This is a genomic window from Pontibacter amylolyticus (assembly GCF_014638845.1).
GTDB classification, from domain to species: Bacteria; Bacteroidota; Bacteroidia; order Cytophagales; family Hymenobacteraceae; genus Pontibacter; species Pontibacter amylolyticus.
The window spans coordinates 56,471-77,533 of sequence record NZ_BMFP01000004.1 but is presented as its reverse complement, the minus strand read 5'-3'; the positions used below and the strand labels follow the sequence as shown (position 1 = coordinate 77,533).

Annotated in this window: 33 protein-coding genes; all 33 read right to left on the bottom strand. The window is 44.2% G+C overall.

The genetic code is table 11. The features are described 5' to 3' along the window. Positions 1-25: 25 nt before the first annotated feature. Entirely contained in the window at positions 26-631 is a 606-nt protein-coding gene (gene rpsD / locus IEV97_RS10980) for a 30S ribosomal protein S4 (protein ID WP_076669294.1), read from the bottom strand. A 22-nt stretch (positions 632-653) separates the two neighbouring features. Further along, positions 654-1,046 carry a 30S ribosomal protein S11 gene (rpsK, locus tag IEV97_RS10975; protein ID WP_116541555.1) on the bottom strand — a complete coding sequence of 131 codons (393 nt, stop codon included), beginning with the start codon at positions 1,044-1,046 and terminating at the stop codon, positions 654-656. Between the two features lie 9 nt (positions 1,047-1,055). After that, positions 1,056-1,433, bottom strand: a complete 378-nt coding sequence (gene rpsM, locus IEV97_RS10970; RefSeq protein ID WP_076669293.1) for a 30S ribosomal protein S13 — start codon at positions 1,431-1,433, stop codon at positions 1,056-1,058. 9 nt (positions 1,434-1,442) lie between these two features. Continuing rightward, positions 1,443-1,559: a 50S ribosomal protein L36 gene (rpmJ, locus tag IEV97_RS10965; protein WP_045688470.1), complete on the bottom strand. Its 117-nt coding sequence runs from the start codon at positions 1,557-1,559 to the stop codon at positions 1,443-1,445. Between the two features lie 5 nt (positions 1,560-1,564). Continuing rightward, on the bottom strand, positions 1,565-1,783 hold the full coding sequence (gene infA, locus IEV97_RS10960; RefSeq protein ID WP_018476861.1) for a translation initiation factor IF-1: 219 nt from the start codon (positions 1,781-1,783) through the stop codon (positions 1,565-1,567). After that, positions 1,784-2,557, bottom strand: a complete 774-nt coding sequence (gene map / locus IEV97_RS10955; RefSeq protein WP_188501559.1) for a type I methionyl aminopeptidase — start codon at positions 2,555-2,557, stop codon at positions 1,784-1,786. It abuts the gene before it with no gap. Positions 2,558-2,560: 3 nt separating this feature from the next. After that, positions 2,561-3,877, bottom strand: coding sequence for a preprotein translocase subunit SecY (gene secY / locus IEV97_RS10950; protein WP_188501558.1), 1,317 nt, complete (start codon positions 3,875-3,877; stop codon positions 2,561-2,563). Between the two features lie 5 nt (positions 3,878-3,882). Then, positions 3,883-4,329, bottom strand: coding sequence for a 50S ribosomal protein L15 (rplO, locus tag IEV97_RS10945; RefSeq protein WP_116541558.1), 447 nt, complete (start codon positions 4,327-4,329; stop codon positions 3,883-3,885). A gap of 1 nt (position 4,330) precedes the next feature. Then, entirely contained in the window at positions 4,331-4,510 is a 180-nt protein-coding gene (gene rpmD, locus IEV97_RS10940; protein ID WP_188501557.1) for a 50S ribosomal protein L30, read from the bottom strand. 5 nt (positions 4,511-4,515) lie between these two features. Further along, entirely contained in the window at positions 4,516-5,034 is a 519-nt protein-coding gene (gene rpsE / locus IEV97_RS10935) for a 30S ribosomal protein S5 (protein WP_188501556.1), read from the bottom strand. 5 nt (positions 5,035-5,039) lie between these two features. After that, positions 5,040-5,390 carry a 50S ribosomal protein L18 gene (rplR, locus tag IEV97_RS10930; RefSeq protein WP_188501555.1) on the bottom strand — a complete coding sequence of 117 codons (351 nt, stop codon included), beginning with the start codon at positions 5,388-5,390 and terminating at the stop codon, positions 5,040-5,042. Positions 5,391-5,398: 8 nt separating this feature from the next. Beyond that, complete coding sequence (rplF, locus tag IEV97_RS10925; protein ID WP_188501554.1) at positions 5,399-5,953, bottom strand: 50S ribosomal protein L6; 555 nt, start codon at positions 5,951-5,953, stop codon at positions 5,399-5,401. Between the two features lie 14 nt (positions 5,954-5,967). After that, positions 5,968-6,366 (bottom strand): 30S ribosomal protein S8, encoded by a 399-nt coding sequence (gene rpsH / locus IEV97_RS10920; RefSeq protein WP_188501553.1) that lies wholly within the window; start codon positions 6,364-6,366, stop codon positions 5,968-5,970. 90 nt (positions 6,367-6,456) lie between these two features. Beyond that, on the bottom strand, positions 6,457-6,726 hold the full coding sequence (gene rpsN / locus IEV97_RS10915; RefSeq protein WP_188501552.1) for a 30S ribosomal protein S14: 270 nt from the start codon (positions 6,724-6,726) through the stop codon (positions 6,457-6,459). Positions 6,727-6,731: 5 nt separating this feature from the next. After that, positions 6,732-7,286 carry a 50S ribosomal protein L5 gene (rplE, locus tag IEV97_RS10910; RefSeq protein WP_188501551.1) on the bottom strand — a complete coding sequence of 185 codons (555 nt, stop codon included), beginning with the start codon at positions 7,284-7,286 and terminating at the stop codon, positions 6,732-6,734. A gap of 1 nt (position 7,287) precedes the next feature. After that, positions 7,288-7,611 carry a 50S ribosomal protein L24 gene (gene rplX, locus IEV97_RS10905; protein ID WP_007654285.1) on the bottom strand — a complete coding sequence of 108 codons (324 nt, stop codon included), beginning with the start codon at positions 7,609-7,611 and terminating at the stop codon, positions 7,288-7,290. A gap of 20 nt (positions 7,612-7,631) precedes the next feature. Then, positions 7,632-8,000 (bottom strand): 50S ribosomal protein L14, encoded by a 369-nt coding sequence (rplN, locus tag IEV97_RS10900; RefSeq protein ID WP_076420876.1) that lies wholly within the window; start codon positions 7,998-8,000, stop codon positions 7,632-7,634. A 1-nt stretch (position 8,001) separates the two neighbouring features. Then, positions 8,002-8,259 carry a 30S ribosomal protein S17 gene (gene rpsQ / locus IEV97_RS10895; protein WP_007654288.1) on the bottom strand — a complete coding sequence of 86 codons (258 nt, stop codon included), beginning with the start codon at positions 8,257-8,259 and terminating at the stop codon, positions 8,002-8,004. A gap of 15 nt (positions 8,260-8,274) precedes the next feature. Beyond that, positions 8,275-8,475, bottom strand: a complete 201-nt coding sequence (gene rpmC / locus IEV97_RS10890) for a 50S ribosomal protein L29 (RefSeq protein WP_188501550.1) — start codon at positions 8,473-8,475, stop codon at positions 8,275-8,277. Positions 8,476-8,478: 3 nt separating this feature from the next. Next, positions 8,479-8,901 (bottom strand): 50S ribosomal protein L16, encoded by a 423-nt coding sequence (gene rplP / locus IEV97_RS10885; protein WP_116541563.1) that lies wholly within the window; start codon positions 8,899-8,901, stop codon positions 8,479-8,481. Positions 8,902-8,931: 30 nt separating this feature from the next. Continuing rightward, positions 8,932-9,705: a 30S ribosomal protein S3 gene (rpsC, locus tag IEV97_RS10880; RefSeq protein WP_076669267.1), complete on the bottom strand. Its 774-nt coding sequence runs from the start codon at positions 9,703-9,705 to the stop codon at positions 8,932-8,934. A gap of 4 nt (positions 9,706-9,709) precedes the next feature. Next, positions 9,710-10,105 carry a 50S ribosomal protein L22 gene (rplV, locus tag IEV97_RS10875; protein WP_188501549.1) on the bottom strand — a complete coding sequence of 132 codons (396 nt, stop codon included), beginning with the start codon at positions 10,103-10,105 and terminating at the stop codon, positions 9,710-9,712. Then, positions 10,105-10,383 carry a 30S ribosomal protein S19 gene (rpsS, locus tag IEV97_RS10870; protein WP_188501548.1) on the bottom strand — a complete coding sequence of 93 codons (279 nt, stop codon included), beginning with the start codon at positions 10,381-10,383 and terminating at the stop codon, positions 10,105-10,107. Before rpsS ends, rplV begins: the two co-directional genes overlap by 1 nt. Positions 10,384-10,386: 3 nt before the next feature. Next, positions 10,387-11,211, bottom strand: coding sequence for a 50S ribosomal protein L2 (gene rplB, locus IEV97_RS10865; RefSeq protein WP_188501547.1), 825 nt, complete (start codon positions 11,209-11,211; stop codon positions 10,387-10,389). A 10-nt stretch (positions 11,212-11,221) separates the two neighbouring features. Beyond that, positions 11,222-11,509 carry a 50S ribosomal protein L23 gene (gene rplW, locus IEV97_RS10860; protein WP_040573765.1) on the bottom strand — a complete coding sequence of 96 codons (288 nt, stop codon included), beginning with the start codon at positions 11,507-11,509 and terminating at the stop codon, positions 11,222-11,224. Between the two features lies 1 nt (position 11,510). After that, on the bottom strand, positions 11,511-12,137 hold the full coding sequence (gene rplD, locus IEV97_RS10855; RefSeq protein ID WP_188501546.1) for a 50S ribosomal protein L4: 627 nt from the start codon (positions 12,135-12,137) through the stop codon (positions 11,511-11,513). A 1-nt stretch (position 12,138) separates the two neighbouring features. Continuing rightward, the gene (gene rplC / locus IEV97_RS10850) at positions 12,139-12,756 is read right to left on the bottom strand and encodes a 50S ribosomal protein L3 (RefSeq protein WP_116541568.1); all 618 of its coding nucleotides are present in this window, start codon (positions 12,754-12,756) and stop codon (positions 12,139-12,141) included. Between the two features lie 175 nt (positions 12,757-12,931). Continuing rightward, positions 12,932-13,237: a 30S ribosomal protein S10 gene (gene rpsJ / locus IEV97_RS10845; RefSeq protein WP_007654312.1), complete on the bottom strand. Its 306-nt coding sequence runs from the start codon at positions 13,235-13,237 to the stop codon at positions 12,932-12,934. Positions 13,238-13,249: 12 nt separating this feature from the next. Beyond that, entirely contained in the window at positions 13,250-15,352 is a 2,103-nt protein-coding gene (gene fusA / locus IEV97_RS10840) for an elongation factor G (protein WP_188501545.1), read from the bottom strand. Positions 15,353-15,355: 3 nt separating this feature from the next. Next, complete coding sequence (gene rpsG, locus IEV97_RS10835) at positions 15,356-15,823, bottom strand: 30S ribosomal protein S7 (protein ID WP_076669252.1); 468 nt, start codon at positions 15,821-15,823, stop codon at positions 15,356-15,358. Positions 15,824-15,842: 19 nt separating this feature from the next. Further along, the gene (rpsL, locus tag IEV97_RS10830) at positions 15,843-16,259 is read right to left on the bottom strand and encodes a 30S ribosomal protein S12 (RefSeq protein ID WP_076669251.1); all 417 of its coding nucleotides are present in this window, start codon (positions 16,257-16,259) and stop codon (positions 15,843-15,845) included. Positions 16,260-16,365: 106 nt separating this feature from the next. Next, entirely contained in the window at positions 16,366-16,683 is a 318-nt protein-coding gene (locus IEV97_RS10825; RefSeq protein ID WP_188501544.1) for a DUF3467 domain-containing protein, read from the bottom strand. A 6-nt stretch (positions 16,684-16,689) separates the two neighbouring features. Further along, positions 16,690-21,015, bottom strand: a complete 4,326-nt coding sequence (gene rpoC / locus IEV97_RS10820; protein WP_188501543.1) for a DNA-directed RNA polymerase subunit beta' — start codon at positions 21,013-21,015, stop codon at positions 16,690-16,692. Between the last annotated feature and the right edge of the window lie 48 nt (positions 21,016-21,063).

The window sequence follows — 21,063 nt, the reverse complement described above, 5'->3', positions numbered from 1 at the left end:
AAAGGTTAAAATTTGATTAAGCGGCTTACTTAGAATAGAACTCGACGATCAGCTGCTCCTGAATTTTCTCAGGGATCTGGTCACGCTGTGGCGCAGACACAAATTTACCAACCATCTCAGCTCCATCCCACTCTAACCAGCTGAATGCACGCGCATTGCGAACGCTCAGGCTAGTAGTAATTGCTTCTAGAGATTTAGACTTCTCTCTAACAGCTACCGTATCACCAACTTTTAAGCTATATGAAGGTATGTTTACAATCTCACCGTTAACAGTGATGTGCTTGTGCAATACTAGCTGACGAGCAGCTCTTCTTGTTGGAGCAATACCAAGTCTGTAAACCGTGTTGTCAAGTCTAGACTCCAGAAGAGTCAGGAACTGCTCACCAGTTACACCGCCTTTTCTGGCAGCTTTCTCAAACAGATTGGCGAACTGCTTTTCAAGCATGCCGTAAATGAACTTGGCTTTCTGCTTTTCTGTAAGCTGAAGCGCGTATTCGGACTGTTTCTTACGACGGCCACGGCCGTGCTGTCCCGGAGGATAGCTTTTCTTCTTTAATGCTTTGCTTGGGCCGAAAATCTCCTCGTTAAACTTTCTGGAGATTTTGCTTTTAGGACCAGTATATCTTGCCATTGTATTTAATCTGAATTACTAATTAAACTCTTCTGCGTTTAGGAGGACGACATCCGTTGTGAGGAAGTGGCGTAACATCTTTGATAGTTGTTACTTCGATGCCAGTATTCTGTACAGTACGGATGGCGGACTCTCTACCTGCACCAGGACCTTTAACGAAAACCTCAGCTTTGCGCATACCCAGGTCATAAGCAACCTTAGCGCAATCTGAAGCTGCCATTTGTGCAGCGTAAGGAGTGTTCTTTTTAGAACCTTTAAAACCCATTTTACCAGCAGAAGCCCAAGAGATAACTTGTCCTGCGTTATTGGTTACTGAGATAATGATATTGTTGAAAGAAGCTTTGATGTGTACCTGGCCTGTTGATTCAACAATTACAACACGCTTCTTAGCTTTGTCTTTTCTTTTCTGAGCCATGATCAAAAATTATTTAGAAGCTTTCTTCTTGTTTGCTACTGTCTTGCGCTTACCTTTTCTTGTGCGCGAGTTATTCTTCGTGCGCTGACCTCGTACAGGTAGACCTTTACGGTGTCTCAAACCACGGTAGCAGCCAATATCAAGAAGACGCTTAATATGCAATTGCACTTCTGATCTCAGAACACCTTCTGTTTTGATCTCAGCTGCAATGATATTTCTGATCTCATTAGCTTCATCTTCGGTCCAGTCTTTCACCTTTTTGTCAAGATCCACCCCGGCTTTGTTTAGGATTTGCACAGAGAGATTACGACCTATACCAAAAATGTAAGTCAAAGAGATCTCTCCTCTTTTGTTGTCCGGAATATCAACTCCTGCTATTCTTGCCATAATTAATAATTATCCTTGTCTTTGTTTATATCTTGGGTTCTTTTTGTTGATAACGTAGAGCTTACCCTTGCGGCGGATAATCTTACAGTCAACACTTCTCTTTTTTACTGATGCTTTGACTTTCATTGTAGTTATTTATAACGATAAACAATTCTTCCTTTAGTTAAATCATAGGGTGACATCTCCAACTTAACGCGGTCACCTGGCAGGATCTTGATATAATTCATTCTCATTTTACCTGAGATATGCGCCACTACCTGATGTCCATTTTCTAACTCTACCCGGAACATTGCATTTGATAATGCTTCGATGATAGTACCGTCTTGCTCGATAGAGGACTGCTTCGCCATTTATTGTTGTTTAGCTTTATCTATGTATTCAAAAGTTGTTAATACTTCTGCTTTGTTATTTCTTACGACTACTGTATGCTCAAAATGAGCAGAAGGTTTATTATCACGGGTACGGATTGTCCATCCGTCCTCTTCTTGTATAATATACCTGGTACCGAGATTCACCATAGGCTCAATCGCTAGTACCAACCCGTTTTGAAGCTTCATCCCCTGACCACGCTTTCCGTAATTGGGCACCTCAGGAGATTCATGCAGGTTGCGGCCAATTCCGTGCCCCACCAACTCACGAACAACTCCATATTTAGAAGCTTCGGCGTGTGTCTGGATAGCATGACTTATATCACCAAGCCGGTTCCCGACAACTGCCTTTTCGATTCCCTTGTACAAGGACTCTTTCGTAACTTCCAGTAGGTGGGATACCTCCTCCGAGACATTCCCTACAGCATGGGTATAAGCAGAGTCACTGTGGAATCCATTGTGATAGACACCACAGTCAACAGAAATTATATCCCCATCGTTCAAAACATAATTTCCTGGCATCCCATGTACTACGGTAGAGTTTACCGAGATACAGAGGCTAAAAGGAAACCCATTATAGTTTTTAAAAGATGGGACAGCACCATGATCTTTAATGAACTCTTCAGCTCTTTTATCCAGTGTAAGGGTGGATACCCCTTCTTTTATAAGAAGAGCTATTTCGCCATGTGCTTTACTTAATATGAAAGCACTCTGGCGAATTAGCTCTATTTCTTCTTCAGTCTTGTAAAAAACCATTTATTAGGATACCATGGCAATATTTTCTGTTCTGCCTCTTAGCTTTCCAGATTTCATCATGCCATCATAATGACGCATTAGTAAATAACTTTCAATTTGCTGCAGCGTGTCAAGCACAACACCCACCATGATGATAAGTGAAGTACCACCATAGAACTGGGCGAACTCTCTTGTCACTCCGAATAGCATGGCGATAGCAGGAAAGATTGCCACAAGTGCCAGATAAATAGCACCAGGAAGGGTGATCTTAGTGAGTATATTATCAATATACTCAGAGGTAGCACGACCCGGTTTTACACCTGGCACAAAGCCCCCACTACGCTTCAGATCGTCAGCAATCTGATTTGGATTAACTGTAATCGCTGTGTAGAAGTAGGTGAAGATCAGGATCATTAAACCAAATACTACATTGTACTGCCATGATGTAAAGTCAGAGAATGTAGCACCAATATAGCTCGCTGTTTCATTTGAGTCTGCCCAGATTGAAGCAATCATAGAAGGCAGGAACATCAGTGATTGAGCGAAAATGATCGGCATAACACCTGCAGCATTCACTTTCAGAGGGATAAACTGACGCTGACCACTGTAAAGAGAGCTGCCACCAACTTGCTTGGCATACTGTACAGGTATTCTTCTGATAGCCTGGGTCAACATAACCACAGACATTACAACGAAGAAGAGAACGATCAACTCAAAGATAAACAGCAAAGCGCCATTTAGTTCTTTGGATAATGCCTCTGCCACAATAGCACCAGGGAAACGAGAGATAATGCCTATCATGATAAGCATTGAAATACCGTTGCCTATACCTTTATCCGTGATCTTTTCACCAAGCCACATACAGAATATGGTTCCTGATGTCAAGACAATCATCGAACTGATGGTAAACAGTGTCGTGTTGACTATGATTGCCTCGCTGTTGATGGTGGCCACAAAGCCGACCGCCTGTGCAAGGGTAATAATAATAGTAAGAACTCGGGTGATTTGGTTAATTTTCTTTCTACCAGACTCACCCTCCTTCTGCATTTTTTGGAAATAAGGAACGGCTATGGTAAGTAGCTGTAATACGATAGAAGCTGATATATATGGCATAATACCCAACGCAAAGATGGAAGCATTGCTAAATGCTCCACCTAAGAACGTATCCAACAGGCCGAATATACCCTCTGTGTTGGACTTGAGCTGGTTAGGATCTATACCAGGAAGAACAACATAAGAACCTAATCTAAAAATAGCTATAAAACCTAAGGTATTAAGAATGCGTACCCTTAGATCATCAATAGCAAAAATGTTCTTAATTGTTGTTATAAACTTCTTCATAAAAATTAAAGGGCTACTGTTTTACCGCCTGCTTTTTCGATGGATGAAATGGCAGTCTGAGAAAAAGCATGAGCGTGTACTTCTACAGCTTTAGAAATCTCTCCTCTACCTAAGATCTTAACTTTGTCATTCTTGGACACTAAACCGTGTGCCTTGAAGAAATCAAAGTTAAAAACTTTTTCATTAGTATCCGCAGCCAATGACTCCAGAACATCTAAATTAATTCCTTTATACTCTACTCTGTTGAAGTTTTTGAAACCAAACTTAGGAACACGTCTCTGAAGTGGCATCTGACCACCTTCAAAGCCAGACTTCTGCGAGTAGCCTGAACGAGACTTGGCACCTTTGTGACCTCTGGTAGAAGTTCCACCTCTACCTGAGCCAGTTCCTCTGCCTATTCTCTTTCTAGTCTTAACAGACCCTTCTGCAGGTTTTAATGAATTCAAATACATATTAAATGTCCTTTACTTCTACTAAATTGTGAACCTTGTTAATCATACCAGCAATCTGAGGCGTTTTCTCAACAGTTACTGATTTATTGATCTTACCAAGACCTAGCGCTTGAATTGTAAGCTTCTGGTCCTTCGGTCTGTCAATAATGCTTTTAACTTGTGTGATTGTTACTTTAGCCATCTCAATTAACCGTTAAATACTTTCTGCAAATTAACACCACGCTGCTGGGCTACGGCCAAAGGATCACGCATCTTAGCCAACGCATCAAAAGTTGCCTTCACCACGTTGTGTGGGTTAGAAGAACCTTTAGACTTGCAAAGTACGTCTTTGATACCAGCACTTTCAAGTACGGCACGCATTGCACCACCGGCAATTACACCTGTACCAGGAGCTGCAGGCTTCACTAGCACAAAACCACCTGAGTACTTGCCTTCCATTGCATGCGGTACAGTGTGATGGTAAAGAGGAACCTTCACCAGGTTCTTCTTGGCATCATCTATACCTTTTGCGATAGCGTCAGTTACTTCATTTGCTTTACCAAGGCCGTATCCAACCACACCGTTACCATCACCTACTACGACGATGGCAGCGAAGCTAAATCTTCTACCACCTTTTACAACTTTGGCTACACGATTGATCGCTACTACTCTTTCTTTGAGTTCGATCTCGCTTGCCTTTACACTACGAACATTATTTTTCAACATAATTCTTAGAATTTAAGGCCTGCCTCGCGAGCGCCTTCAGCCAATGATTTTACGTTACCATGGTAAAGGTATCCAGAACGGTCAAACACCACCTGAGAGATACCCATCTCGAGAGCTTTAGCTCCTATTTCTTTTCCAACCTGATTGGACACTGAAATATTAGCATTGGTTACACCGTCAAGCTTCGCAGAAGAGGCAGCCGCCAAAGTTTTCCCTGTAGTGTCATCGATCAACTGTGCATAGATAGCTTTGTTGCTTCTAAAAACAGATAATCTCGGTCTGGCAGAAGTACCAGAAATCTTGTTTCTGATACTTCTTTTAATTCTAAGTCTTCTTGATACTTTATTAACAGACATGATGATTATTATTTAGACGCTGTCTTACCAGCTTTTCTTCTTACAACTTCACCTACAAAACGGATACCTTTACCTTTGTAAGGCTCCACTTTGCGCAGTGCTCTGATTTTAGCAGCTACCTGACCGATCAGTTGCTTGTCATTGCTTTCAAGCGTAATAACTGGTGCTTTACCTTTTTCTGTTACTGCTGTGGCAGTAACTTCCGGAGGCATGGCCATAAAGATATTGTGAGAGTATCCCAGAGCTAGCTCTATTACGTTTCCCTGTACGGTTGCTTTATAACCTACACCCACTAGCTCAAGCTGCTCTTTGTACCCTTCACTAACACCTACAACCATGTTGTTAATCAGCGAGCGGTAAAGACCGTGCATAGCTTTATGACGCTTTTGCTCAGTAGGACGCTCCACCACAATTTGGTTTTCCTCCTGCTTAACAATCATGTCTTTATCTACCGGAGTAGTAAGTGAACCTTTTGGGCCTTTTACAGTAACAACGTTATCTTTTGCAATCGCAAATTCAACGTTATTTGGCAGGGTGATTGGCAATTTTCCTATACGTGACATTGTCTATCCTCCTATTAGTAAACGTAACACAATACCTCACCACCTACATTCAGTGACTTGGCTTCTTTTTCAGTCATTACACCTTTGGAAGTTGACAGGATAGCTACACCCAACCCGTTCAAAACGCGTGGCAAGTTGTCATTTCCGGTGTACTTGCGAAGCCCTGGCTTACTAATCCTCTCAAGTTTCACAATAGCAGATTGCTTAGTGGTAGGATTGTATTTCAGAGCGATCTTAATAGTACCTTGTACAGAAGAATCTTCAAACTTATAGCTTTGAATGTATCCTTTGTCGTACAATACTTTTGTTATCTCTTTCTTGATATTGCTAGATGGTATTTCAACTACTCTGTGGTTAGCCTTGATGGCGTTACGCACTCTAGTTAAATAATCTGCTATTGGATCTGAGTTCATTATGAATCACTTAAATCTTGATTGCTTTTTTCTAAGCGAGCGGCAAAGATAGGAATATCTTTTCTTCTTTCTTAGTTTCTTAAGAAAAAATTACCAGCTGGACTTTGTTACTCCAGGGATTTTACCAGCAGAAGCAAGCTCTCTGAAAGTAACACGAGAAATACCAAACTTTCTCATGTAGCCACGTGGCCTTCCGGTTAACTTGCAACGATTGTGTAGTCTTACAGGAGAAGAGTTCTTAGGAAGCTTGTCGAGTCCTTCGTAATCTCCTTTAGCTTTTAGTTCTGCACGCTTCGCAGCGTACTTAGCTACTAATTTCTGTCTTTTAAGCTCTCTCGCTTTTACTGCTTCTTTAGCCATTTTTCTTATTTCTTAATATTAGTGAAAGGCATACCAAACGCTTTAAGCAACTCGTAGCTCTCCTCATCTGTCTGAGCAGTAGTTACGAAGGTAATATCCATACCACTAATGGCTTTAATTTTATCGATGCTGATCTCTGGGAAAATGATCTGCTCCTTAACACCTAGTGTATAGTTGCCACGACCATCGAATCCTTTATCATTTACGCCTCTGAAGTCACGTACTCTTGGGAGAGCGATTGTCAAAAGACGGTCCATGAATTCGTACATACGCTGACCTCTTAGTGTCACGCGGGCACCAATCGGCATGCCTTCACGAAGTTTAAAGTTCGAAACTGATTTCTTGGCGATAGTGGCGACAGCCTTTTGTCCAGAAATAGTTGTAAGTTCTTCTACCCCGATATCAACCAGTTTTTTGTCAGCTACAGCAGCGCCGATACCTTTGTTAATGGAGATCTTAGTGATCTTAGGCACCTGCATAACGTTCTTATACTGGAACTTTTCTAGCAGAGCAGGTATAACCTCCTTCTGATATTTTTCTTTAAATCTTGCAGTTGCCATATTAGATTACTTCTCCTGATTTTTTAGAATAACGCTCTGTTTTACCTTCGCTGTTTTTTCTTCTGCCTGCCTTGGTAGTTTCTCCTGATTTAGGATCTACTAAAGCTACGTTGCTAGCATGAATAGGAGCTTCCATTTTAGAGATTCCGCCCTGAGGGTTCTTGGCGCTCGGCTTAGCATGCTTTGTCACCATGTTGATGCCCTCTACAGTTACTCTTTGCTTCTCTATGTTAACAGCTGTAATGCGGCCTGTCTTTCCGCGGTCGTCACCGGCAATTACTTTAACTGTATCGCCAGTTTTTACATGAAGTTTTTTCTTATTCATCTTGATGTCTGAATTAATGATTAAAGAACTTCAGGTGCCAACGAAACAATTTTCATGAATTGCTTTTCACGAAGCTCACGCGCTACTGGTCCGAAAATACGCGTACCTCGTGGCTCGTTGTTAGCGTTCAGAAGAACGGCGGCATTGTCGTCGAAACGGATATAAGAACCGTCTTTTCTTCTGATCTCTTTCTTTGTTCTTACAATAACTGCCTTCGAAACAGTTCCCTTTTTAACGTTTCCAGAAGAAAGGGCTGATTTTACAGTTACAACGATTCTATCACCGATAGAAGCGTATTTCTTGCCTGTGCCACCTAGAACGCGGATGCAAAGAACTTCTTTAGCTCCACTGTTGTCGGCTACGTTCAATCTTGATTCCTGCTGTATCATCTTATTTCGCCCTTTCTATAATTTCTACTAAACGCCAGTTCTTGTTCTTGCTTAGAGGACGTGTTTCCTGAATGCGAACGGTATCACCGATGTTGCACTCGTTTTTCTCGTCATGAGCCATGAATTTGGTGGATTTGCTAACGAACTTACCGTAGATCGGGTGTTTCATTCTGCTTTCCACTAACACAGTGATAGACTTGTCCATCTTGTTGCTAACAACCTTACCACTTCTTTCTTTTCTAAGATTTCTCTCTTCCATGATTTCTATTAAGTATTAAGAGTTAGCTTCGATTTCACGGCGACGAATCTCAGTATTTAGACGAGCGATAGATTTCTTCGTCTCACGGATTTTCATCGGATTTTCCAACGGAGAGATAGCATGTGCGAAACGTAGGTTCTGCATGGTTGTGTGCTCCGTATTAAGCTTCTCTTTCAGCTCTTCTAAAGACAAAGCTTTAATCTCTGAATTTTTCATATACTATTTCTCAACGTAATCTCTACGTACTACAAACTTTGTTTTAACTGGCAGCTTTTGTGCAGCTAGTCTCAATGACTCCTGAGCTACTTCCAGAGGTACACCGTCGGATTCGAACATGATGGTACCTGGCTTAACAACGGCTACCCAATACTCAGGCGAACCTTTACCCTTACCCATACGAACCTCTGCAGGCTTCTTCGTAATAGGTTTGTCAGGGAAAATACGGATCCAAACCTGACCCTCACGTTTCATTGCTCTTGTCATGGCGATACGAGCGGCTTCAATCTGACGGCTTGTAATCCAAGATGCTTCAAGAGATTTGATGGCAAAAGAACCAAATGAAATAGTACTGCCTCTATGAGCCAGACCTTTCACGCGGCCTTTTTGCATTTTTCTATATTTAGTCCTTTTAGGCTGTAACATTTTCTAAAACTTAATAATGTTATCAATCAATTATTGACGACGCTTACGCGGCTTAGCTGCTCCGTCCGTTTTCTTACGGTCGCCACGCTCGCCACCACGGCTTCTTCTGTCACCACTTCCGCTTTGTGCACCTGGTCCACCTTTGGTTTCAAGGCCTGCGTTTGGAGTAAGATCCTTCTTACCATAAACTTCACCCTTGAAGATCCAAACTTTGATACCAAGCTTACCATAAACTGTCTGGGCTTCAGACAATGCATAGTCGATATCAGCACGAAGTGTGTGCAGAGGAGTTCTTCCCTCTTTGTAGTGTTCAGTACGGGCCATTTCAGCACCGCCCAGACGACCTGAAACCTGCACCTTGATACCTTCAGCACCAACACGCAGCGCAGAAGCAATAGCCTGCTTCATGGCGCGACGGAAAGAGATACGAGCCTGCAGCTGCTGAGCGATTGACTCGCCTACCAGTTTTGCATCAAGCTCCGGACGCTTAATTTCAAAGATGTTAATCTGAACATCTTTGTTTGTAAGCTTCTTAAGCTCTTCCTTGATCTTATCTACTTCCTGGCCACCTTTACCAATTACAACGCCTGGACGGGCTGTGTTAACAGTAATGGTGATGCGCTTAAGGGTTCTCTCAATAATGATTTTAGAAATACCACCTTTAGGGATACGCGCTAAAATATATTTTCTGATTTTCTCGTCTTCAACCAGCTTCTCAGCGAAATCTTTGCCACCATACCAGTTAGAATCCCAACCTTTGATAACTCCTAGGCGAAAACCGATCGGATTTACTTTCTGTCCCATATTCTTACTTATTGGCTTTTTTAGATTTCTTAGATTGCTGTTGCTCGAATTGCTCTTCAGTCATGCTGTCTATCACGAGTGTCACGTGGTTAGATCTCTTTCTGATGCGGTATCCACGTCCTTGTGGAGCCGGACGAAGACGCTTCAGCATTTTGCCCTCATCTACAAAAATCTCTTTGATGAAAAGATTGGCATCTTCGATGCGGGAATCTTCGTTCTTCTGCTGCCAGTTTGCTAGGGCAGATAAAAGAAGTTTCTCGATTCTGGCAGCACCTGAGTTTGCTTCGAATTTTAATAAGCCAAGGGCTTTGTTTACGCTCTTGCCGCGTACCAAACCTGCTACTAATCGCATTTTGCGAGGAGAAGTAGGCACGTTCTTAAGTCTTGCTACTGCTTCCATTATCGCTTTCCTTTATCTTTTTTAGCTACGTGACCTCTAAAGTTTCTGGTTGGAGCAAACTCACCTAGTTTGTGTCCTACCATGTTCTCAGTCACATACACTGGTATGAATTTGTTACCGTTATGAACTGCAAATGTATGTCCAACGAAATCCGGAGAAATCATGGATCTGCGTGACCAAGTCTTGATAACAGTCTTCTTACCAGACTCGTTCATCACGTCTACTTTCTTCTCGAGCCTATAGTCAATATAAGGCCCTTTTTTTAATGATCTAGCCATTTACTATTTCTTTCCTCTATTAACTATAAGTTTCTCAGAATGCTTCTTCTTGCTGCGAGTCTTCAGACCTTTAGCCAGTAAGCCTTTGCGCGAGCGTGGGTGACCACCTGAAGACTTACCTTCACCACCACCCATAGGGTGATCGACAGGGTTCATCGCTACACCACGTACTCTTGGACGCTTACCCAACCATCTGTTACGACCGGCTTTACCGATTTTCACGTTCATGTGGTCTGAATTAGAAACTGTACCTACTGTTGCGTAGCAGTTTACTAATACCATTCTGAGTTCACCTGATGGCAATTTAATAGTTGCATAACGTGCCTCTCTTGCTACCAGCTGGGCGTAAGAACCCGCGCTTCGTGCAAGTGTTGCGCCTTGGCCAGGCTGCAACTCTATGTTATGAACGATAGTACCTAGCGGAATATCAGATAAAGGAAGGCAGTTGCCTACTTCAGGCGCTACTCCAGGGCCAGATACAATCTCTGTTCCAACCTGTATGCCAGATGGAGCAATGATATAGCTCTTCTCACCATCTGCATAGTAAAGCAGAGCGATTCGGGCTGTTCTGTTTGGATCGTACTCAATAGTCTTCACTGTAGCCGGCACACCGTGCTTCGTACGCTTGAAGTCTATTACTCTGTACTTTTGCTTATGACCACCGCCCAAATAGCGCATCGTCATTTTACCTGAGTTATTGCGTCCACCAGATTTTTTACTCGGTGCCAACAAAGATTTCTCTGGAGTAGCTGTGGTGATCTCATCGAACGCCGGCGCTACGCGGAATCTTTGACCTGGTGTTGTTGGTCTTAACTTCTTTAAAGCCATTGTTATTTAATTAAATGCTGCTGTAAAAGTCTATCACTTCGCCCTCTTTCAAGGTAACGATTGCTTTTTTCTTGGAAGATGTACGGCCAGTTACAGCACCAGACTTGGTGTATTTGCTTTTAACTTTGCCCTGCGTTTTCATGGTAGCTACTTTCTCAACGGTAACTCCATAAAGTTTCTCAACTGCCTTTTTGATTTCAACTTTGTTGGCTTTGATGTTCACCTCGAAGGCATACTTTCCAACCTCGTTCATGGCAGCGAATTTTTCCGTCAGAAGCGGTTTCTTCAGTATCATAATATTATGCGCTTAGGAGGTTTTCAATAATGTTAACTGAATCTTCAACCAGCAGTACACGGTCTGTATTCAACAGATCGTATGTGTTCAAATCGCTAGCTGTTGAAATCTTCACCTTGTTCAGGTTGCGTCCAGAAAGAACAACATTCTTATCAACTGCAGGTAGCACGATCAATGTCTTGCCCTCTACCTTCAGGTTGCTCAGGATGTTTTTGAATTCTTTGGTCTTTGGAGCTTCAAATGTGAAAGATTCTAAAAGAGATACTTTATTGTCTTTCGCCAACAATGAAAGCGCAGAAACACGTGCCACTTCTTTCAACTTTTTGTTCAGTTTGAAGCTGTAGTTTCTTGGTCTAGGACCGAACACTCTACCACCACCAACAAAAAGAGGAGCTTTCAAGCTACCTGCACGAGCACCACCAGTACCTTTTTGCTTTTTGATCTTCTTTGTAGATCCAGCAACTTCGTTTCTTTCTTTGGACTTGTGCGTTCCCTGTCTCTGATTTGCCAGGTACTGCTTCACGTCAAGATACATAGCATGCTCATTTGGTGTAGCACCAAACACAGCATCGGAAAGTGTTACCTTTCTACCTGTATCCTCACCTTTAATATTCAATACAGAAAGCTCCATTTTATTTCTCAATTAACACGTAAGAATTTTTGGCACCTGGAACAGAGCCACTAACTACTAACAGATTTTTGTCTGCGATAACACGCACTACCGTCAGGTTTTGGATTTTCACACGGTTTCCGCCCATACGGCCGGCCATGCGCATTCCTTTAAATACTCTTGAAGGCCAAGAGCATGCACCAATTGAACCAGGGTGTCTTGCTCTGTTGTGCTGACCGTGCGTCTGACCACCAACACCGGCAAAGTTATGGCGTTTTACAACACCTTGGAAACCCTTGCCTTTTGATGTGCCAACCACGTCAATAAATTCTCCTTCTTCGAACAGATTCACATCAACTGTATCTCCCAGATTCAGTGACACTCCTTCTGTATCGAATTCAGCAACTTTTTTCTTAGCTGACGTATTAGCTTTCTTGTAGTGGCCGGCTTCCGCTTTCGTTACTCTCTTAAGCTTTTTGTCACCGTAGCCAAGCTGTACAGCTGCGTAGCCATCAGTCTCAACCGTCTTCACCTGAGTAACTACACATGGGCCTGCTTGAATAAGCGTAACTGGCGTGTATTTACCATCTGCTGTGAAGAGGCTTGTCATTCCGATTTTTTTACCGATAATTCCAGGCATTCAACTTGTTTTTTTAAAAGATGGATATTATAATTTCACCCCTCAGCTTTTGCTAAGGGAGTGCAAAGTTAATGAATTTTAAAATTCTTTAACAACATTTGTCTAAAATATTATTAATCAGCACATAAAAAAAGAGAACCCGAAGGTTCTCTTTTCCTTATCATGTGTGATCGTATCAAACTTTGATCTCAACATCTACACCACTTGGAAGCTCCAGCTTCATTAGGGCGTCAACTGTTTTAGAGCTAGTAGAGTAGATATCAACCAGTCGCTTGTAGGTGCAAAGCTGGAACTGCTCTCTTGACTTCTTGTTAACGTGTGGTGAACGTAGTACAGTGAATTTGTCCTTCTCTGTTGGAAGAGGAATAGGACCGCTTACGATTGCACCAGTAGCCTTTACAGCCTTTACAATCTTCTCTGAAGACTTGTCTACCAGGTTGTGGTCGTAAGACTTGAGTTTAATTCTAATTTTCTGATTCATTATCTTTTACTACTATTTAGCTGCAGTTCCTTTTAATTTAGCAATGATGCCATCGGCCAGGTTTTGTGGTACTTGCTCATAGTGAGAGAAAGTAAGAGAAGCAGTTGCTCTACCTGAAGTAATGGTACGGAGGTCAGTTACGTAACCGAACAGTTCTGAAAGCGGAACGTCCGCTTTTACTACTGTTGACGTTCCTTTCGTATCCATACCCTTCATGATGCCTCTTCTTCTGTTCAAGTCACCAGTCACAGGACCTGTGTATTCGTCAGGAGTTACCACATCAACTGCCATGATTGGCTCAAGCAGTTTAGGAGCACACTGCTTACCCGCTTCTTTGAAGCCCTGACGTGCAGCCAGTTCAAAAGAAAGTGAGTCGGAGTCAACGTCGTGGAATGAACCGTGGAAAAGACGAACTTTCATGGAATCGATTGGGAAGCCTGCCAGAATACCATTCTTCATTGCTTCTTCGAAACCTTTCTGAATTGCCGGGATGAATTCTCTTGGAATTACACCACCCACAATTGCGTTTTCGAACTCCAGTCCTTGTTTGCCATCCTCACGTGGTCCCATCGTGAACACGATATCGGCGAACTTACCACGACCACCTGACTGCTTCTTGAATACTTCTCTGTGTTCTACAGATTTTGTGATGGTTTCTTTGTAAGCAACCTGTGGAGCACCCTGGTTCAATTCTACTTTGAACTCACGCTTCATACGGTCAATGATGATCTCCAAGTGGAGTTCCCCCATACCTCTCAGGATGGTCTGACCAGTTTCCTCATCAGTATTAACCTGAAGCGTTGGATCCTCTTCAACAAGCTTGGCAATGGCCATACCCATTTTATCAGAGTCAGCCTGTGTTTTAGGCTCAATAGCGTATCCGATAACTGGCTCAGGGAAATCCATTGACTCAAGAACGATTTTCGCGCCTTGCTCGCAAAGCGTATCACCTGTTTTGATGTCTTTGAAACCTACTACTGCAGCGATATCTCCAGCCTCCAGTCTCTCGATCTGGTTCTGCTTGTTAGCATGCATCTGGAAAATACGAGATATACGTTCTTTGTTGTTTGAGCGGGAGTTAAACACATAAGATCCCGCCTCTAGCACACCTGAATAAGCACGTACAAAGCACAGACGACCTACGTAAGGGTCGGTAGCGATTTTGAATGCAAGACCAGCAAACGGCTCACTTGCAGATGGCTTTCTGGCTACTTCCTCACCTGTATCAGGATTTGTACCAATAATACTTTCCTTATCCATTGGTGATGGAAGCAATGCCATCACATAGTCAAGCATTGTCTGCACACCTTTGTTCTTGAAAGATGAGCCACAAAGCATTGGCACGATAGCCATGTCAATTGTAGCAGCGCGAAGGGCAGCAAGAATCTCGGCCTCAGTAATTGAGTTTGGATCTTCGAAGTATTTCTCCATCAAAGACTCATCGTACTCTGCTACTGCTTCCAGAAGCTTCTCTCTATACTCTTCAGCCTCTTCCATCATATCATCTGGAATCGGAACTTCAGTAAAGGTCATGCCTTTATCTTCTGTGTTCCAAACAATGGCTTTGAAGTTCACCAGGTCTACTACACCTTTGAAGTCATCTTCCGCACCAATTGGCAACTGCAGCGCTACGGCATTGCTACCCAGCATTTCTTTCACCTGCTTACATACAGCAAGGAAATCTGCTCCAGAGCGGTCCATTTTGTTTACGAAACCAAGACGAGCTACTTTATAGTTGTCAGCAAGTCTCCAGTTTGTCTCAGACTGAGGCTCCACACCGTCAACAGCACTGAAAAGGAATACCAGACCATCCAGTACACGAAGTGAGCGGTTTACTTCTACAGTAAAGTCCACGTGACCAGGTGTATCGATGATGTTAATGTGATAGTCGTTACCTCTGTATGGCCAGTTTACTGTCACAGCTGCAGACGTAATTGTGATACCACGCTCCTGCTCCTGCTCCATCCAGTCAGTTGTAGCTGACCCTTCGTGCGTCTCACCTAACTTGTGAGATTTACCTGTATAGTAAAGTATACGCTCTGTTGTAGTGGTTTTACCAGCATCGATGTGAGCGGCAATACCAATATTGCGTGTGTATTTTAAGTCTCTTGCCATTAATTAAAATCTAAAGTGTGAGAATGCTTTGTTTGCCTCGGCCATTCTGTGCGTGTCGTCTTTCTTCTTCACGGCAGCACCTTCACCTTTTGCAGCTGCGATTATCTCGCCAGCCAATTTGTCTTTCATTGTCTTCTCACCTCTTCTACGAGCGTAAGAAATCATCCACTTGATACCAAGAGATACTCTGCGGTCCGGACGAACCTCAGTCGGCACTTGGAAAGTAGCACCACCTACACGGCGGCTCTTTACCTCTACACTTGGCATCACATTGTTCAATGCTTTTTTCCAAGTCTCAAGGCCGTTCTCCTTCGTTCTTTGCTCTACTAATTCTACAGCATCATAGAAGATACCATAAGCAATACTTTTCTTACCATCTTCCATCAGATAGTTTACGAAACGTGTTACCAGGGTCTCTTTGAACTTTGGATCTGGAAGGAGAACTCTACTTTTAGGCTTTGCTTTTCTCATTATATTATAACTCTATCAATTATTTTTTCTTACCACCCTTACCTGCGGCAGCAGCTGGCTGTCCTGGCTTAGGTCTTTTAGCACCGTACTTAGAACGCGACTGCAGACGGCCGTTTACACCGGCAGTATCCAGCGCACCACGTACGATGTGATAACGAACACCTGGAAGGTCTTTTACTCTACCGCCTCTGATCAGCACAATAGAGTGCTCCTGAAGGTTGTGGCCCTCACCAGGGATGTAAGCGTTCACTTCCTTGCCGTTTGTAAGTCTTACCCTGGCTACCTTACGCATAGCTGAGTTTGGCTTCTTAGGAGTGGTTGTGTACACTCTTGTGCATACGCCACGACGTTGTGGGCATGAGTCTAAGGCAGGAGACTTAGAATTATAAGTCAGTTTCTCTCTACCCTTTCTTACTAATTGCTGTATAGTAGGCATTTATAATTTGTTAATTATAAGATATTTTTCACTCTAAAATTTGGTCTGCAAAGGTATGAAAATCGCCTTGCAATTTCAAAATTTTAATCCACTAATTATTAGCACCTTAGGCTTCGCCCACTGTTCCTCCGAAGTTCATCGGGAAGGAAGGTGCATCTTTTGCCGGCTTAATTTCCCCAAAGCTGCTTTCAAACTTTTGAATGTTATCGGCCAGAGCAGCCAATAATCTTTTGGCGTGCTCCGGCGTGATAACGATTCTGGATTTAACTTTTGCTTTAGGCAATCCTGGCATCAGTCGTATAAAATCAATCACAAACTCCCCACTTGAATGGGCAATCATCGCCAGATTGGCGTATTCCCCTTCCGCTATCTCTTCCGAAAGCTCGATGTTGATTTGATTCTGATTTTTTAGTTCCTCTGCCATACCTGTTTATCTGTTATTCTGAAGTTCCTGCTGCTTGGCGCGGGTTCCCACTCCAGATTTTTTTGATTCTACTAATGAATCGTATTCTTCCTGGCTTCCAACAATCAGGTTCTGGTATTCGCGAAGACCTGTACCGGCCGGAATCAAGTGACCAACGATCACGTTTTCCTTCAGACCTAGCAGTTCGTCCGCTTTACCTTTGATTGCTGCTTCGCTCAGTACCTTCGTAGTCTCCTGGAACGATGCGGCCGATATAAAGCTCTGTGTACCCAAAGAAGCCTGGGTTATACCTTGCAACGTTGGACGCGAAACGGCTGGCGATGCATCACGCACCGTAACCAGTTTTAAGTCTCTTCGCTTCAGGCTGGAGTTCTCGTCACGCAATCTTCTTGCCGTCACGATCTGGCCAGGCTTCATGCTCGAAGAGTCTCCTGCATCTTCTACCACTTTCATGTCAATGATGCGGTCGTTCTCTTCCATGAAGTTGATCTTGTCCACTACCTGATGCTCCAGGAAGCTCGTATCGCCTGCGTCAATGATCACCACCTTCTGCATCATCTGGCGTACTACCACCTCAATGTGCTTGTCGTTGATCTTCACACCCTGCAGACGGTATACCTCCTGAATCTCATTTACCAGGTACTCCTGCACAGCGCCAGGACCCTGAATATTCAGGATGTCGGTTGGCGTAATGGCGCCATCTGACAGCGGCATACCGGCACGAACGAAGTCATTGTCCTGTACAAGGATGTGCTTGGAAAGCGGCACCATGTATTTCTTCTTCACGCCTTCTTTCGACTCGATGTAGATTTCACGGTTACCACGCTTCACACTACCATAGGTCACTACACCGTCGATCTCAGACACTACGGCTGGGTTAGATGGGTTACGCGCCTCGAACAGTTCCGTCACGCGTGGAAGACCACCTGTGATGTCCCTTGTTTTGCCGATCGCACGTGGAATTTTCACCAGAATCTGACCAGCTTTAATTTTCTCGCCGTTCTCTACTGTTAAGTGAGCGCCCACCGGAATGTTGTAGCCTTTTGACTCGCCACTCTTCGGGTTCACGATAATAGCAGGGTTCTGTGTCTTATCTTTTGTATCGATAATCACCTTCTCACGGTAGCCTGTCTGCTCATCTGATTCCTCACGGTAAGTTATACCTTCAATGATCGACTCGTAAGCAATCTCACCGTCAAACTCCGAAAGAATAACCGCGTTGTATGGATCCCATATACACAGTTGATCATTTTTCTCAACTTCCTGGCCTTCATTTACTGTAATGAATGAACCGTAAGGCACGTGGTTACTGATAAGCATTTTCCCGGTAGCCGGATCAACTATCTTAATCTCACCTGAGCGTCCCATTACTACTTTCACTGGCTCACCCTCGTTGTTGATGGTGTCGATCGTGCGAACATCTTCGAACTCAACTCTACCAGCGAATTTCGCACGGATCATGGCATCTACCGCGATGTTAGAAGCCGTACCACCTACGTGGAATGTACGGAGTGTCAGCTGTGTACCTGGCTCACCGATGGACTGTGCTGCGATTACGCCTACAGCCTCGCCCTTCTGCACCATAAAGCCTGTTGCCAGGTTACGGCCGTAGCACTTGGCACAGATACCACGCTTCGACTCGCAAGTCAACACGGAACGGATCTCTACAGTCTCAATCGCTGTGTTCTCAATAGCACGTGCTACCTCTTCTGTCACTTCTGAACCAGACTCTACGATCAGGTCATTAGTGATTGGATCGTATACATCGTGTACCGTCACACGTCCCAGGATACGCTCAGAAAGCGATTCTACGATATCTTCGTTGTCTTTCAGTGCACTCACTTCCAGACCTCTCAGCGTACCGCAGTCTTCTTCGTTCACTATCACGTCCTGCGACACGTCCACCAAACGTCGAGTCAGGTAACCAGCGTCTGCAGTTTTAAGGGCCGTATCAGCAAGACCTTTACGGGCACCGTGCGTTGAAATGAAGTACTCGATTACATCCAGACCTTCCTTAAAGTTTGAAAGGATCGGGTTCTCGATAATCTCACCTACTGAGCCCTGCAATGATTTCTGAGGCTTCGCCATCAGACCACGCATACCTCCCAACTGACGGATCTGCTCTCTCGAACCACGTGCACCGGAGTGCATCATCATGAAGATCGAGTTAAAGCCCTGGTCGTCATTCTCCAGACGGCGCATCAACGTCTCCGTGATCTGGTTGTTGATACGGGTCCAGATATCAATTACCTGGTTGTAACGCTCGTTATCAGTGATCAGACCCATCGAGTAGTTCTGCCATACAGCATCTACATCTTTCTTGGCCTGAGCTACCAGGATGTCTTTTTCTGCTGGAATCTGGATATCACCCAGACCCATGGACAGACCACCTTTGTAAGCAGACTGGAATCCTAGTGTTTTAATATCGTCCAGGAAATGGGCGGTACGGGCCATACCCGTCTCTTTGAACACTCTGGAGATGATCTGCTGAAGTTTCTTCTTCGTCAACAGTTCATCAATGTATCCCACTTCTTCCGGAACAAACTGGTTGAAGATAACGCGGCCGGCAACCGTCTCGATCAGTTTTGTCTCGAGTTCACCTTTTTCGTTCTTAACCTTTGCTCTTACTTTGATATACGCCTGCTTAGATAGACGCCCTTCGTTGATGGCAATGATTACTTCCTCCGCAGAGTAGAAGCTCATACCTTCACCAGGTATATTTTCGTTTTCTGTGCTACGCTTTCCTTTCGATACATAGTAAAGACCAAGTACCATGTCCTGAGAAGGTACTGCAATTGGAGCACCATTCGCAGGGTTCAGGATGTTGTGCGAAGCCAGCATCAGCATAGAGGCTTCCAATACAGCAGCAGGTCCCAGTGGAACGTGCACCGCCATCTGGTCACCGTCAAAGTCGGCGTTGAATGCCGTACACACCAGTGGGTGCAGCTGAATCGCCTTACCCTCGATCAGTTTTGGCTGGAAGGCCTGTATACCTAATCTGTGGAGCGTAGGAGCACGGTTGAGGAGAACTGGGTGGCCTTTCAGCACGTTTTCCAGGATATCCCAAACTACAGGGTCCTTACGGTCTACTATTTTCTTAGCTGACTTAACCGTCTTCACGATGCCTCTTTCGATCAGCTTGCGGATGATGAACGGCTTGAAGAGCTCAGCTGCCATATTCTTAGGCAGACCGCACTCATGCAGCTTCAGTTCAGGACCAACCACAATTACCGAACGGCCGGAGTAGTCCACACGCTTACCAAGCAAGTTCTGACGGAAACGTCCCTGCTTACCTTTCAGCATGTCAGAAAGTGACTTCAGCGCACGGTTACCTTCTGCACGAACAGCGTTCACTTTACGTGAGTTGTCGAACAGGGAGTCAACCGCTTCCTGGAGCATACGCTTCTCGTTACGAAGGATTACTTCAGGAGCCTTGATCTCGATCAGACGCTTCAGACGGTTGTTACGGATGATAACACGACGGTATAGGTCGTTCAAATCCGATGTAGCGAAACGGCCACCATCCAACGGAACAAGCGGACGAAGCTCTGGCGGAATAACAGGTACCATGCGGATGATCATCCACTCAGGTCTGTTTTCGATTCTGGTAGTTGCATCACGGAATGCCTCTACTACACGAAGACGCTTCAAGGCCTCAGCCTTACGCTGCTGCGACGTTTCGTGTGCGGCCGCGTGACGAAGCTCGTATGACAGGTCATCCAGGTTCGTGCGCTCCAACAGCATTTGCAGTGACTCTGCACCCATTTTCGCGATGAACTTGTTTGGATCGTTGTTATCCAACATCTGGTTCTCACGCGGGAGCTTGTCGATCATATCCAGGTACTCATCTTCTGTCAGGAAGTCGAGTGTGTTTACACCGTCCTCTGCCAAAATACCTGGCTGGATCACTACATATCTTTCATAATAGATAATCTGGTCGAGCTTCTTAGTAGGCAAGCCCAGCAGATAACCTATCTTATTCGGAAGGGATTTAAAGTACCAGATGTGCGCTACCGGAACTACCAGCTCAATGTGGCCCATACGCTCACGACGCACTTTCTTTTCAGTAACCTCCACACCGCAACGGTCGCAGATGATACCTTTATACCTGATTCTCTTATACTTTCCGCAGTGGCATTCCCAGTCCTTTACGGGTCCGAATATTCTTTCGCAGAACAGACCACCCATTTCAGGCTTATAGGTTCTATAGTTGATTGTCTCAGGCTTTGTAACCTCGCCATTTGATCTCTCTAGAATCGACTCTGGAGAGGCCAGGCTTATCGTTACTTTGGAGAAGTCCTGAGTTAGCTTTTTGTTTTTTGCAAATGCCATATTATTACAATAATGTCGATACAATGAATATGCCTCACAGCTAGTTTG